The sequence below is a fragment of the Janibacter hoylei PVAS-1 genome (assembly GCF_000297495.1).
In the GTDB taxonomy this organism is placed as follows: domain Bacteria; phylum Actinomycetota; class Actinomycetes; order Actinomycetales; family Dermatophilaceae; genus Janibacter; species Janibacter hoylei.
Genome location: NZ_ALWX01000016.1, coordinates 1 through 12,985, shown reverse-complemented (window position 1 = coordinate 12,985; position 12,985 = coordinate 1). Strand labels below are relative to the sequence as shown.

Sequence of the window (12,985 nt, the reverse complement as noted above, 5' to 3'; positions counted from 1 at the left end):
AGAGCATGGCCATGGTGATGACCAGCGCGGCCGAGGCCAGCGCGTAGTTGGCGTACTGGGCCAGCATCTCGTTCGTCATGATGTCCTCGATTGTCCCACGAGCTCGTCGCGGATCTCCTCGACGACCTCGAGGAGGCCCTCGTCGTCGTCCTTGCTCATGCCGCCGACGTCGACCCTCACGACGTCGCCCTCCTGGACGAGTCGCACGAAGACTCGGCGGCGCTTGATCGTCAGCGTCGCGATGAGCCCGGCGAGGGCGAAGAGCGCCGACCACAGGGTCAGCCCCTTGCCCGGGTCGTGCCGGACCGAAAATCCGGCGAAGCGCTCGACCCCGTCGAAGGTGATGGTGCCGCGGTCGCCGGGCAGCTTCGCCCCTTCGCCGGGGGTGAGCCACAGCCGCATCTGGTCGGAGCCGTCGGCCGTCTCGACCTTGGTCATCGACGCGGTGTCGAGCGTGAAGACCGACTGCGGGCGCCCGTCGGGGAAGAGCTCGCCGGTGTACATGCTCATCGCGAGCGCGGGGCTCTTGGTGTCGGGGAAGACCGAGATCGGTCCCTGGTCGGGGTCGATGTAGGCGGTCGGCAGGAAGAGGCCGACGAAGCCGAACTGCTCGGGCGAGGCCGCCCCGACCTTGATCGCGCCGGTCGAGCGGTAGTTGCCGTCCTGCGCGAGGAAGGGGGTGGCCCCCTGGTAGAGGACCTTGCCGTCGTCGTCCTTGACGGTCACGACGGGCGCGTAGCCGTTGCCGAGGAGGAAGACGGTCGCGTCCTGCATCTCCAGAGGGTGGTTGACCTTGACGCTGTCGGTGAAGGCATTGCCGTCGGCCTCGGTGACCTTGACGTGGGCCTCGAAGTCGCGCGGCTGGCCGAAGGTCTGCGCCGTCGGCTCTCGGTCGTTGAAGTCGGCGGTCATCTCCTCGACCTCGATGGCGAAGGGAGACAGCGAGGACTCGTCGACGAGCGGGCCGGGGGCGAAGGTGTCGTAGCGGGTCACCGTGTTGACGAAGGAGTCGCCCGAGGGGACGACGACGTCGGCCTTCCAGCCCCACAGGTGGCCGACGGCGACGCCGATGATCAGGGTGACGAGCGCGGTGTGGAAGACGAGGTTGCCCGTCTCCTTGGCGTAGCCCTTCTCCGCGGAGACGGAGACGTCGTCGTGGCTCGCGACGCGGAAGCGCCGCCGGCGCAGCACCCGGGTCGCCGCCTCACGGGCCGACGCCAGGTCGCCCGCGAGCTCGCCGGAGGCGTGGGCCTCCAGGCGCGCCAGACGCTTGGGGGCGCGCGGCGGCTTGCTGCGCAGCGCCCGCCAGTGGACGCCGGTGCGGGGGACGATGCAGCCGATGAGCGAGATGAAGAGCAGCAGGTAGATCGCGGAGAACCACGGCGAGCTGTAGACCTCGAAGGCGCCGAGCTTGTCGAGCCAGGGGCCGGTCGTCTCGTGGCGGGCGATCCAGTCGGCGGTGCGGGCGGGGTCGATGCTGCGCTGGGGGAAGACCGACCCCGGCACGGCACCGACGGCCAGCAGCAGGAGGAGGAAGAGCGCCGTGCGCATGCTGGTCAGCTGCCGCCAGGCCCATCGCAGGTAGCCGACGACGCCCAGGCGTGGCTGGGTCACCTCGGGCCGGGTCTCGCGGGCCATCAGATGAAGACCTCCATGTCGCTGAGCAGGCGGGTCTGCAGCCACTGGGTGAGCGCGTCCCACGCGCCGGTGAGCAGCAGCAGGCCGACGATGATGAGCAGGACGGCGCCGGTGACCTGGATGGCCCGCTGGCGTCGGCGCAGCCAGGCCGAGACCGGAGCCCACCGCTCGTAGGCCGCCGCGATGAGGACGAAGGGCAGGCCCAGCCCCAGGCAGTAGGCGACGGCGAGCACGACGGCTCGGGTCGTCGACGCGTCGCCGGCGAGGTTGAGGGTGAGCACGGCCGCGAGGGTCGGGCCCATGCACGGGGCCCAGCCCAGGCCGAAGACCGCGCCGAGGACCGGCGCCCCGGCGAGGCCGGCGGCGGGCCGCACGGGCAGGCGCCAGGTGCGCTGCGACCCGGCGCCGAGGAAGACGAAGGCCATGAGGATGACGAGCACACCGCCGATGCGCATGAGCAGCTCGCGGTGCTCGCCGAGGGCCTGGCCGATGCCGGCGACGAACATCGACAGCAGGATGAAGACGGCGGTGAAGCCGAGGATGAAGAGCAGCGTGCCGAGCACCATCCGGCCACGGCTGCGCCGCTCGAGCGCGACGTCGGACAGCCCGGTGACGTAGCCGAGGTAGCCGGGCACGAGCGGCAGCACGCACGGCGTCGCGAAGGAGACGAGACCCGCGAGCGCGGCGACGAGCACGGCCAGCGGCAGGGCACCGTCGGCGATCTGGTCGCTGAGCATCAGTCGCTCTCGGCCAGGGTGTCCTCGACGGCGCCGACGAGGGTCTGGGTGGTCACCGGGCCGAGGACGACGGCGGCGATCCGCCCGTCGCGGTCGAGGATCGCGGTCGACGGCTGGGTCGTCATCTTGCCTTGCATGTCGATGGCGGTCTTGCCCGACTTGTCGTAGACGGAGGGCCAGGTGAAGCCCCACTCCTCGCCCTGGGCGCGACCGGTCTCCTTGGAGGACTCGCGGTAGTTGATCCCGACGAACTCGACGTCCTCCCCCCTTCGTCTCGTCGAAGGCCTCGACGAGGTGGGGGGCCTCCTTGGCGCACGGGCCGCACCAGCTGGCCCAGAGGTTGACGACGACGACCTTGCCGCGCTGGTCGGCGCTGTCCCAGGTCGCGCCGTCGATCGTGTCGCCGGCGAGCTGCACCGGCTCGCCCCGCTCGTCGGGGGCGAAGAGGGTCATCGACCCGTCGCCGTTGCGCGAGCCGACCTCCTTGGCCGCCTTCTCGGAGGCGGACTCACCGCAGGCGGCGACCCCGCCGGCGAGCGCGAGGGCGCTCACCGCGGCGACGAGGGTGCGGGTCAGTCGGTGGTGTCTCATCGAAGGGGGGGTCAGGCTCCGGGGGTCGTGGCGGCGTGGGCGTAGAGGTGCGCCGCCGGTTCGCTGTAGGTGACGTCGGTGACCTCGTCGCCGGTGAAGGTCACCGAGGTGAGGGAGGCCAGGTTGCACTGGCGCCGGCGCGGGTCGTGCCAGAGGTTGCGCTGCTCGAGGACGCTGCGGATGGTCCAGATCGGCAGCTGGTGGCTGACGATGAGCACCTCACGGCCGCGGGCGTGGTCACGGGCGTCCTCGATGGCGGCCATCATCCGCTTGCCGATGACGCGGTAGGGCTCGCCCCAGGTCGGCTTCGTGGGGTCACGCAGCCACCACCAGCGGCGCGGGTCGAGGAGCAGCCGCTTGCGGAAGCGCCGCCCTTCGAACTTGTTGCCCGCCTCGATGACCCGCGGGTCCACGATCGCGGTGAGTCCGTGGCGCTCGAGCGTCGGGGCCGCGGTCTCGGCGGTGCGCTCGAGGGGGGCTGTGCACGACGAGACCGAGGTCGGCGTCGGCGAGGTGCTCGGCGACGGCCTCGGCCATCTCGCGGCCCAGCGCCGACAGGTGGTAGTCGGGCAGGCGGCCATAGAGGACCTTGTGCGGGTTGTCGACCTCGCCGTGGCGCAGCAGGTGCACGACGGTGCGCTCGGTGCCGGGGCGGGCGCCGTGCTCGGCGTGTGCCTCGCGGGCTCCGGCGGCGGCTTCGCCGGCGGCGTCGGCCGCTTGGGCAGAGGTCTCCGCGGTCTCGGTGTCGACGGGCAGGTCGGTGCCGGACTCAGGCATCGGCTCGGTCATGGCCGGGATTGTCCCACCTCAGTCTGAGAGGGACCTGCGGTGGTCGACGACGGCGTCGTAGAGCGCCTTCTTGGAGTGGCCGGTGGAGGTCGCGACGGCCGCGCAGACGTCCTTGAGCCGGGCCCCGCGGTCCTGGCGGGAGAGCACCTCGGCGACCGCGTCCTCGATGGAGATGCTCGTGCGCTCGGCCCCGCCGACGACGATGGTGATCTCACCCTTGACCCCCTCGGCGGCCCATCCGGCGAGCTCGGTGAGCCCGCCGCGCCGCACCTCCTCCCACGTCTTGGTCAGCTCGCGGCAGACCGCCGCCGGGCGGTCGGCGCCGAGCACCTCGGCCATCGCCTCGAGGGAGGCGGCGATGCGGTGGGGCGCCTCGAAGAAGACCATCGTGCGCCGCTCCTGCGCGACCTCCTCGAGGAGGCGACGGCGCTCACCGCCCTTGCGCGGCAGGAACCCCTCGAAGGTGAAGCGGTCGACGGGCAGCCCCGACACGGCCAGCGCCATGAGCACGGCACTCGGTCCGGGCACGCACGTCACCTGCTCGTCGACGTCGATGCACGCGCGGACGAAGCGGTAGCCCGGGTCCGACACCGACGGCATGCCGGCGTCGGTGACGAGGACGACCCGCTCCCCCTTCGTCACGGACTCGAGGAGGTCTGCGGTGCGGGCCGCCTCGTTGTGCTCGTGGTAGCTGACGACTCGCTCGGGCAGGGTGACGTCGAGCTTCGCGGCGAGGGCGCGCAGCCGCCGGGTGTCCTCGGCGGCCACGACATCGGCCCCGGCGAGCTCCTCGCGCAGGCGGGGGCTGGCGTCGCGCGGGTCTCCGATGGGTGTGGCGGCGAGGACGAGTGGCATGGCTCCATCATCCCAGCCCTGCTCGCTCGCCTACGATGACGCCCATGGACCGGGGGCAGCAGCTGCGCGAACGCCTGCTCGGCTTCCGGCCCACCGAGACGCTGTGGGGCTGGGCCGGCCCGCTCCTCTTCGCCGCCATCGGCGGCCTCCTCCGCTTCTGGGCCCTCGACCGCCCCCCACCAGCTGGTCTTCGACGAGACGTACTACGTCAAGCAGGGCGTCTCGATGCTCGACCACGGCGTCGAGATGCAGTGGAACGGCGACGGCGAGCAGGTCGACCCGCTCTTCACCCACGGCACGACGGCCGTCTTCAACACGACCGAGGGCGACATGGTCGTCCACCCGCCGGTCGGCAAGTGGGTCATCGCCTTCGGCGAGTGGGTCTTCGGCTCGACGTCGAGCTTCGGGTGGCGCTTCTCCGTGGCGCTGCTCGGGACGATCTCGATCCTCATGGTCGGCCGGATCGCCCGCCGCCTCTTCCGCTCGAGCTGGCTCGGGGCCATCGCCTCCTTCCTCATGGCCTTCGAGGGGCACCACTTCGTCCACTCCCGCACCGGCCTGCTCGACATCATCCTCATGTTCTTCGCGCTGGCCGCCTTCGGCGCGCTCCTCATCGACCGCGACCGGGGGCGGGAGCGACTGGCGGCCAAGGCCGCCCGTCTCCCCGCGAGCTTCGCCACCGGCCCGTGGCTGCTGTGGCGCCCGTGGCGCCTCGTCGCCGCCATCTGCCTCGGGCTGGCCTGCGGCACGAAGTGGTCCGGCCTGTACTTCTTCGCCGCCTTCGGCCTGATGATCGTCTTCTGGGACATCGGGGCACGCAGGGCGGCGGGCGCCCGCCACTGGATCATCGCCGGCATCGGCAAGGACGGGGTGTGGGCCGGCCTGTCGATGACGGCCGTCGTCCTCGCCACCTACCTCGCGTCGTGGGTCCAGTGGTTCCGCACCGACATCGGCTACAACCGCACCTGGGCGGTGGACAACCCCGAGCAGGGCGTGCAGTGGCTGCCGCCGGCGCTGCGGTCGCTGTGGGAGTACCACGTCGTGGTCCTCGACTTCCACGACGGCCTGACCAAGCCGCACACCTACGACTCCAACCCGTGGTCGTGGATGGTCCAGTCCCGCCCGACGTCCTTCTTCTACGAGTCGCCGACCCAGGGCATGACCGGCTGCGACGTCGAGAAGTGCTCCAAGGCGATCACCTCGCTCGGATCCGTCTCGATCTGGTGGCTTGCGACGGCGGCCCTCTTCTTCCTCGTCTACCACTGGGCCTTCAAGCGCGATTGGCGCGCCGGGGCGGTCCTCGCCGGCTTCGTCGGCGGGTGGCTGCCGTGGTTCTTCCTCCAGCACCGCACGATCTTCACCTTCTACACGATCGCCTTCGAGCCCTGGGTGGTCCTCGCGGTCGTCTTCGTGCTCGGCCTGGCCCTCGGCCCACCGGGCGCCGACGCGCGCCGCCGCCGCATCGGCCAGCTCGTCGTCGGGGCCTACTTGCTCCTCGTCCTGGCCAACTTCGCCTTCTACTGGCCGATCTGGACCGCGCAGGTCATCCCCTACGACCACTGGCGCTGGCGCATGTGGTTCCCCAGCTGGGTGTAGCGGAGGCACGCGTGTCAGTCACCCCTCGTACCCTCGGGGGCATGGACCTCCCCCTCGTCGACGGCGCACCGCAGGCCGCGGTCATCACCGCGGGCGACCTGCGCCACGGACGAGAGTGCGAGTACGGCCTGCTCGTCGACCTCGACGTGCGTCTCGGGCGACGCGAGCCGGTCGTCGCCACCGTCGACCCGGTCCGTGAGCGCTTCGGCGACCTCGGCCGCGAGTACGAGCAGGAGGTCACCGCCGCCCTGAGCGCGCAGGTCGGCGCCGGGGTCGTCGACGCCCGCCGCCTCGGCCCCGACGAGGTGCTCACCGTCCTGCGCGACCCCGCGACGCGTCTCGTCCACCAGGCCGCCGTGCGCGGGGAGCGCTTCGTCGGTCGTGCCGACCACCTGCTGCGCGGGCCCGACGACCTGTGGGTCGTCGCCGAGACCAAGCTCGCCCGCCGAGCCCACCAGCACGCCCAGCTGCAGGTGGCCGCCTACGCCCGGGCCCTCGCCGACGCGGGGGTGGGGGTCGCTCCCTTCGTCCGCCTCATCCTCGGTGACGGCAGCGAGGTCGACATCCCGCGCGAGGACCTCGCCGACGAGCTCGCCACGGTCCACACCCGCCTCCTCGAGGTGCTCGACACGCACGCCGCCGAAACGGGGCCGGTCGTGTGGGGCGACCCGCGGTGGCGGGCCTGCCTGTTTTGCGACGCCTGCCGGGCCGAGCTCGCCGTCCGCGAGGACGTCGGTCTGACCGCGGGGGTCCGCGCGACGACCCGCGCCCGGCTGCTCGACGCCGGCGTGACGACGGTGACTGCCCTCGCCGGGCGCACCGAGCCGGTCGAGGGCATCGACCCCGAGCAGCTGGCGACCCTGCGCAGCCAGGCCCGCCTGCAGATCGTCGAGCCGACGCCCGAGGCACCCCTGCCCTACGAGGTCTTCGCCCCCGAGCGCCTCGCCGACCTGCCCGCCCCCAGCGAGGGTGACGTCTTCTTCGACTTCGAGGGCGACCCGGTGTGGCGCGGCGACTCAGCGACCGACCAGGGCCTGGAGTACCTCTTCGGCTCGCTGACCGCGAGCGGCGACTTCGTCCCCTTCTGGGCCCACGACCGCGAGCAGGAGCGGGCAGCGCTCATCGGCTTCGTCGACTGGCTGCGCGCCCGGCTCGAGCGCTGGCCCGACCTGCACGTCTACCACTACTCCGGCTACGAGCGGGCTGCCCTCGCCCGGCTCGCCGCCCGGCACGCCGTCCGCGAGGCGGAGGTCGCCGAGATCCTCGACGGCGACGTCTTCGTCGACCTCTACGCCGCGGTCAAGTCGGCCGTGCGCATCGGCTCGCGTTCCTACTCCATCAAGCGGCTCGAGCCGCTCTACATGGGCGACGAGCTGCGCGACGACTCCGGCGTGACCGCCGGCGGTGACTCGATCATCGAGTACCAGCGATACCGCGAGGCGGTCGCGGCCGGCGACGCGACCACGGCCGCCGAGCGCCTCGAGGACCTGCGGCAGTACAACGAGTACGACTGCCTCTCGACGCTGCGGCTGCGCGACTGGCTGCTCGCCCACGCGGGCTGACCCGTCATGTCCCTCCGCCGTCGCCGGGTCGCCGCCGCGGCACTCGCCGCCCTCACCGTCTGCGTCGTCGTCGTGGGGGTCAGGGCGGCCCATGGCGACGGTGAGCCGACGACGCAGGTGAGCCCGGTGAGCACCAGCACGACGACCGCCACCACGACGGCGGCGCCCTCGCCGACGACCTCGGCGCGTCCGACGCTGCCCGACTACCGCTCCACCGGAGACTTCTCCCGCAGCCCGACCGGCACCCCGGTGCGCGGTCGCAGCACCGGCCAGCTCGTCACCTACCGCGTCGAGGTCGAGCGCGGCTCGGGCGTGACGACGAGCGAGTTCGCCGCCACGATCGACCGGACCCTGCGCCACGAGCGGGGCTGGACGCGCGGCGGCCACTGGCGCTTCCAGCGGATCGTGCGCCACGAGCCCGACGTGACGATCCGCCTGGCCACCCCGCGCACGGTCGACCGCGCCTGCGGCGCCGCCGGTGCCGACACCGACGGCTACACCTCCTGCCGGGCCGGCTCGGTCATCTGGCTCAACCTCGACCGCTGGTACATCGGGGTCCCCCACGTGCCCAACCTGCACACCTACCGCGCCTACCTCATCAACCACGAGGTGGGCCACGCGCTCGGCCGCGGCCACGAGCGCTGCCCGGGCCGGGGCCGACCCGCGCCCGTCATGGTCCAGCAGACCCTCGTGCTCGGCGGGTGCATCCCCAATGCGTGGCCACGCACGCCCGGGGGCCGCCCGATCACCGGCCCGCCGGCCGAGTAGTTGTCAGCCATGGTCGTACCGGGCAGGGGTGTGGTGCGCTGCGCCCGTGCCGCAGCCTGGGCCTGCGCGGCCCGGCGGCCTGTCGGTCGGCGCCCACCTCGTCGGTGGCGGCGGGCTCCCTTCGGCCGGTGGCGCACGCCGACCCCCCCGCAGCTCGTCGGTATGGGCCGCGAAGACCTCTTCGTCCGGCTCCGACCAGTCGAAGCGCCGTCGGGCCCGACGAAGTAGCCGTCGAGCGAGATGTTTATCGAGTAGGTGACGAGGCGGGGCGTGGGTGCCATGGACCGACGCTACTGGCGAAGGGGAGCCCGTCACCCCTCGTCGTCGGCGAGCGCCGACAGGTAGCGGTCGGTGATCCGCGACTGGACGCGCCGCCCCACCTGTCCCGCGAGGCGGGCCAGACGGGACGACGGACGGGAGACGGCGGTGATGGTGAGGGTGACGTCGCCCGTTTCGCCCAGCTCCACGACGAACGACTCCTCGCCGCCCTCAGGGTGCCCGGGGAGGGTGCCGTAGGCGAAGCCGCGACGGGTGGGCTCGTCGACCACGTCCACGACCCGCACCGGCGCCCGCAGGCCCAGCCGCCCCACGCCCAGGCGCAGCTCGGCGACCGCTCCGGTCTCGACCCGCTCGTGCGATGCCGTGGCTCGACGGTGCATCTGCCACGTCAGCAGGGCATCGGCGGCCCGCTCGAAGTCCGCCAGCCCCGATCCGACCCGACGGCTGCGGCGCAGCTCCGCGAACCCGCCCGGCGCCACGCCCGTGCGCGTGCACCCGACAGCGGCTTAGGTGAGGGCGCGCTGGTCCATGCTCGCCATGCTGGCACGGGGACACGACCGAGCCCGGCTCTACGACCGACGTTGTCCCCCTCGCTCGGTAGCGTGACCTGCGGGAGGCGAGAGCAATGGCGAACGGTTCACAAGCGGGCTGGTATCCGGACCCCATGCGGAAGTTTCAGCATCGGTATTGGGACGGCAGCCGCTGGACGGAGCACGTCAGCACAGGCGGCGAGATGTCCATTGACCCTCTGCCTTCGGCCCCTGAACCCACAGCTCACATGCCGCCCACCGAGGCAGGGTTTCCCGCCGAGTCGTCTACCGCGGTCGCGTCTTCTTCAGAAGGCGCGACCACACCCCCACCCGTAGAGGCTCAGACACCACGCGTTCCCAGTGGGCCAACGCAAGGTGGAACCGGGTGGACTCCCAACGAAAAGATCACGACCTTCAACGCCAAGCGTGTGGCACACGAGCTTCAGGTCGAGAACCAGCGGCTCTTGGGCTCCCTGGAGCAGTGTGAGCGACTGCTGGCGGAGTTGGGTGCGCTCGACGTTGCCGCGCGGGAGCAGCGCATCGAAGCGCAGAGACAGACCGAGGAAGCTGTAAGACAGCAGGTGGCCCAACTGCAGCGGCAGGTCAACGACCTCGAACGGCAGGTCATCGTCAACCGCGATCGTCTAATCCTGGAGGAGGTCGGCCTCTTCGACTTCGAGCATCCGGCGGAGGCCTCAGCCGCACTGGCCACCGAGCTCGAGGCTCTGCGCTCTGACATCCGACAGACGAACAAGATCGGTTCTGCGATCACCGCCGCGCCGAACTTCACCTTCAACAACTCTCTCGCCAAGGGAAAAACCTTCGTCAACCAGATGAGTCGCATCATGCTGCGTGCCTACAACGCCGAGGCAGAGAACGCCGTCAAGACGGTGAAGGCCGGCAACCTCACCTCGGCGCAGAAGCGCCTGTCCACAGCCCGAGAGCAGATCGCCAAACAGGGGCAGATGATCGACCTCGCAGTCACCGACCAATACCACCGACTCCGCCTCCGGGAGCTTGAGCTTGCGGCCCGTCATGAGCAGGCAAAGGCTGCCGACCGGCAGCAAGAGCGCGAGCGTCGTGCAGAACTCCGAGAGCAGCGCGCCCTTGAGGCCGAAATCCAGCGTGAGAAGGACCGCCTGGCAAAGGAGCGCGGCCACTACCTCAACTCCATCCAGCGCCTGCGGGACTCCGGCGACACCACCAGCGCGGAGTCGCTTCAAGCAGAACTCGACCGCATTGACGCGGAGATCGCCGCGGCGGACTACCGTGCGGCCAACATCCGAGCCGGGTATGTCTACGTCATCTCCAACATCGGCGCCTTTGGTGAAGGCGTCGTCAAGATCGGCATGACTCGGCGCCTCCAACCCGAGGAACGCATCCGCGAGCTAGGCGATGCGTCCGTGCCGTTCAACTTCGATGTGCATGCATTGTTCTTCAGCGACGACGCGGTCACGATCGAGGCGATGCTTCACCGCGAATTCGCCCGTCAGCGACTGAACAAGGTCAACCACCGACGGGAGTTCTTCCGAGTCCATCCACAGTCGGTCCTTGACGCCCTCACCGAGCACAACGTGTCCGTCATCGAATTCAACACACACGCTGCGGCCGACGACTACCGCATGAGCTGGCCTGACGGATACCCGGCCAGCGCCGACTGACAGCCACAGAGTTAGGGCACGGGGGCCGATCGGGCGGGCCTCGAGCGGCTCAATGCCGAGTGGAGGTACCGCCGGGGTACCAACTCCCCCGCCGATGGCCGGGCACAGTCGTGATGCACCCCAAGAACGACGAAGGCCCCCGGCGTGGTGCCGGGGGCCTTCGGTGGTGGAGCTGAGGGGATTCGAACCCCTGACCTTCTCATTGCGAACGAGACGCGCTACCAACTGCGCCACAGCCCCGAGAACGTCGGTAACCATAACACCGTGATGACGCGTCGCCACAATCCGTGCGGTTACAGTCGACAGACCCGACCCGAAGGACGTGCATGAGCGACAAGCGCCGCCCGAAGGGGGTCCGGTTGCCCCGTCTCCCCCGCCGGCTGCCGCAGCTGCCCCAGCTGCCGGCACCACCTCCGCAGGAGCGACAGATCGTCATCCAGACGACCCCTCCCGGTGCGGGCGGCAGCGGGGCGGTGCCGCCGGCCTTCAGGGCCGCCTCGGAGTGGGTGTGGCGCTCCCTCGTCATCGGCGTCGGCATCATCGCCCTGCTGTGGCTCATCTCGAAGCTCTCCGAGGTCGTCTTCCCCGTCATCATCGCCCTGCTGCTCGCGGCGCTGCTCGAGCCGGCCTTCCAGCGCCTGCGCGCCGTCCTGCCGCGCGGCCTGGCCGCCGGGGTGACGGTGCTCGGCACGCTCGCGGTGCTCGTCGGTCTCTTCAGCTTCGTCGGCAACCAGTTCGCCTCCCAGCTCGACGACATCGTCAGCCAGGTGAGCCAGGGCGTCGACGAGTCGCGCCGCTGGGCGGTCAACACCTTCGGCCTGACCGAGGGCCAGATCACGACATGGGTCTCCGAGACGTGGAGCCAGCTCACCGAGGGTGACGCCCTCTCCTCACGCGCCGCCCAAGCGGGGCTGACGGTCGGGCAGCTGCTCACCGGCTTCTTCCTGGCGATGTTCTCGCTCTTCTTCTTCCTTTACGACGGCGCGGGCATCTGGGCGTGGGTCGTACGCCTCTTTCCCCGCGGTGCCCGTGCCAAGGTCCTCTCCTCCGGGGCGATCGCGTGGAACCAGCTCAAGGCCTTCACCCGCGCGACGATCCTTGTCGCGGGCACCGACGCCCTCGGCATCGGGCTGGGCGCCTTCGGCCTCGGCGTCCCCTTCGCCTCAGGCATCGCCCTGCTCGTCTTCATCGGTGCCTTCATCCCGATCGTCGGCGCCCTGATGTCCGGCTTCGTCGCGGTCGCCCTCGCTTTCGTCGCCAAGGGCCCGATCACGGCGCTCATCATGCTCGGCATCGTCATCGCCGTGCAGCAGGTGGAGTCCCACCTGCTGCAGCCGCTGCTCCTCGGCCGGGCCGTGCGCGTCCACCCGCTCGCGGTCATCCTCGGCATCGCGACGGGCATCGTCGTCGGTGGTGTCATCGGCGCCCTCGTCGCCGTGCCGCTCGTCGCGGTGCTCAACGCGGTGGGGCACAACCTGCTCGACCCGGTGCCCGAGGACGTCAATGAGCCCGCGGACCTCGCCGACCCGCAGGAGCGCTCCGAGATCCGGGAGGACATCGCGCAGGACACCGCCCGCTCGAGCATCGAGCCGGGCGAGTCCCCCTTCGACGTCTAGTCGGTCAGCCCCAGCCGGCGATGGCCGGCAGGTCGTCGTCCTCGACGTCGATGACCTGCGGGGTCTCGTCGTCGGCGGCCGGCGCAGCGGTCGGAGCCGGGGCGGGCTCCCGTCGGGCGGCGGCCTTCATCGTGTAGACGGGCCGCGGGACCGGGGTGGGCTCCCAGGTGCCGGGCTCCGGGGTGGTGGCGATGGGCTCCTCGACCTCGTCCATCTCGGCGGCAGCCGCTGCAGCGACCGCGGGAGCCGCGACGTCGTAGATCCGCTCGGCACGCCGGCGCGGGGCGGGGCGACGCCTCGCGCGCGGCGGGCTCGGCCCGACGCGGGGTGGGAGCGGTGGCGGTGGCGGTCCGACGCTCCTGC

At 71.2% G+C, this 12,985-nt stretch carries 9 protein-coding genes, 1 tRNA gene and 5 pseudogenes; 6 read left to right on the top strand and 9 right to left on the bottom strand.

All coding sequences use genetic code 11. The annotated features are described in order from the left end of the window. Positions 1-75: 75 nt before the first annotated feature. The 6 genes and pseudogenes from resB to rsmI all read right to left on the bottom strand — a co-directional run bounded on the left by resB (position 76) and on the right by rsmI (position 4,610). Positions 76-1,638, bottom strand: coding sequence for a cytochrome c biogenesis protein ResB (gene resB, locus B277_RS04210; protein WP_007925531.1), 1,563 nt, complete (start codon positions 1,636-1,638; stop codon positions 76-78). Beyond that, on the bottom strand, positions 1,638-2,375 hold the full coding sequence (locus B277_RS20215; protein ID WP_007925529.1) for a cytochrome c biogenesis CcdA family protein: 738 nt from the start codon (positions 2,373-2,375) through the stop codon (positions 1,638-1,640). Before B277_RS20215 ends, resB begins: the two co-directional genes overlap by 1 nt. Before the next feature lie 276 nt (positions 2,376-2,651). Continuing rightward, positions 2,652-2,828: pseudogene (locus B277_RS20210) on the bottom strand (TlpA disulfide reductase family protein); the annotation flags it as partial. A 149-nt stretch (positions 2,829-2,977) separates the two neighbouring features. Further along, positions 2,978-3,547 carry a histidine phosphatase family protein gene (locus B277_RS04200; RefSeq protein WP_338009728.1) on the bottom strand — a complete coding sequence of 190 codons (570 nt, stop codon included), beginning with the start codon at positions 3,545-3,547 and terminating at the stop codon, positions 2,978-2,980. Further along, positions 3,513-3,743: pseudogene (locus B277_RS19735) on the bottom strand (hypothetical protein); the annotation flags it as partial. The pseudogene B277_RS19735 and the gene B277_RS04200, both read right to left, overlap by 35 nt. 30 nt (positions 3,744-3,773) lie before the next feature. Next, complete coding sequence (gene rsmI / locus B277_RS04195; RefSeq protein ID WP_007925521.1) at positions 3,774-4,610, bottom strand: 16S rRNA (cytidine(1402)-2'-O)-methyltransferase; 837 nt, start codon at positions 4,608-4,610, stop codon at positions 3,774-3,776. 225 nt (positions 4,611-4,835) lie between these two features. On the opposite strand from rsmI, the gene B277_RS04190 reads away from it, so the two are divergent. Genes B277_RS04190 through B277_RS04180 form a run of 3 tightly spaced genes read left to right on the top strand, consistent with a single transcriptional unit; the run spans position 4,836 to position 8,536 of the window. Beyond that, on the top strand, positions 4,836-6,206 hold the full coding sequence (locus tag B277_RS04190; RefSeq protein WP_007925517.1) for a dolichyl-phosphate-mannose--protein mannosyltransferase: 1,371 nt from the start codon (positions 4,836-4,838) through the stop codon (positions 6,204-6,206). A gap of 41 nt (positions 6,207-6,247) precedes the next feature. Next, on the top strand, positions 6,248-7,768 hold the full coding sequence (locus tag B277_RS04185) for a TM0106 family RecB-like putative nuclease (protein WP_007925515.1): 1,521 nt from the start codon (positions 6,248-6,250) through the stop codon (positions 7,766-7,768). 6 nt (positions 7,769-7,774) lie between these two features. Further along, a complete protein-coding gene (locus B277_RS04180; RefSeq protein ID WP_007925513.1) occupies positions 7,775-8,536 on the top strand; it encodes a DUF3152 domain-containing protein in 762 nt (253 codons plus the stop codon). Between the two features lie 311 nt (positions 8,537-8,847). Here the strand turns inward: B277_RS04180 and B277_RS04175 are convergent. Then, a pseudogene (locus tag B277_RS04175) lies at positions 8,848-9,306 on the bottom strand (DUF1990 family protein); the annotation flags it as partial. Between the two features lie 134 nt (positions 9,307-9,440). Here B277_RS04175 and B277_RS20205 point away from each other — a divergent pair. Beyond that, positions 9,441-9,527 (top strand): annotated as a pseudogene (locus tag B277_RS20205) (DUF2510 domain-containing protein); the annotation flags it as partial. A gap of 246 nt (positions 9,528-9,773) precedes the next feature. Next, positions 9,774-11,006, top strand: coding sequence for an SNIPE associated domain-containing protein (locus tag B277_RS04170; protein ID WP_007925509.1), 1,233 nt, complete (start codon positions 9,774-9,776; stop codon positions 11,004-11,006). A gap of 164 nt (positions 11,007-11,170) precedes the next feature. On the opposite strand, the gene B277_RS04165 is transcribed toward B277_RS04170, so the two are convergent. After that, positions 11,171-11,246: transfer RNA gene (locus tag B277_RS04165), tRNA-Ala, on the bottom strand. An 86-nt stretch (positions 11,247-11,332) separates the two neighbouring features. On the opposite strand from B277_RS04165, the gene B277_RS04160 reads away from it, so the two are divergent. Further along, positions 11,333-12,622 carry an AI-2E family transporter gene (locus B277_RS04160; protein WP_007925507.1) on the top strand — a complete coding sequence of 430 codons (1,290 nt, stop codon included), beginning with the start codon at positions 11,333-11,335 and terminating at the stop codon, positions 12,620-12,622. A gap of 4 nt (positions 12,623-12,626) precedes the next feature. On the opposite strand, the pseudogene B277_RS18790 reads toward B277_RS04160, so the two are convergent. Beyond that, a pseudogene (locus B277_RS18790) lies at positions 12,627-12,985 on the bottom strand (hypothetical protein); the annotation flags it as partial.

Coding starts and splice junctions, on each gene's coding strand:
- resB (WP_007925531.1), bottom strand. CDS start 1,638: ATGGCCCGCGAGACCCGGCCCGAGGTGACCCAGCCACGCCTGGGCGTC.
- B277_RS20215 (WP_007925529.1), bottom strand. CDS start 2,375: ATGCTCAGCGACCAGATCGCCGACGGTGCCCTGCCGCTGGCCGTGCTC.
- B277_RS04200 (WP_338009728.1), bottom strand. CDS start 3,547: ATGGCCGCCTGCCCGACTACCACCTGTCGGCGCTGGGCCGCGAGATGG.
- rsmI (WP_007925521.1), bottom strand. CDS start 4,610: ATGCCACTCGTCCTCGCCGCCACACCCATCGGAGACCCGCGCGACGCC.
- B277_RS04190 (WP_007925517.1), top strand. CDS start 4,836: ATGCTCGACCACGGCGTCGAGATGCAGTGGAACGGCGACGGCGAGCAG.
- B277_RS04185 (WP_007925515.1), top strand. CDS start 6,248: ATGGACCTCCCCCTCGTCGACGGCGCACCGCAGGCCGCGGTCATCACC.
- B277_RS04180 (WP_007925513.1), top strand. CDS start 7,775: ATGTCCCTCCGCCGTCGCCGGGTCGCCGCCGCGGCACTCGCCGCCCTC.
- B277_RS04160 (WP_007925507.1), top strand. CDS start 11,333: ATGAGCGACAAGCGCCGCCCGAAGGGGGTCCGGTTGCCCCGTCTCCCC.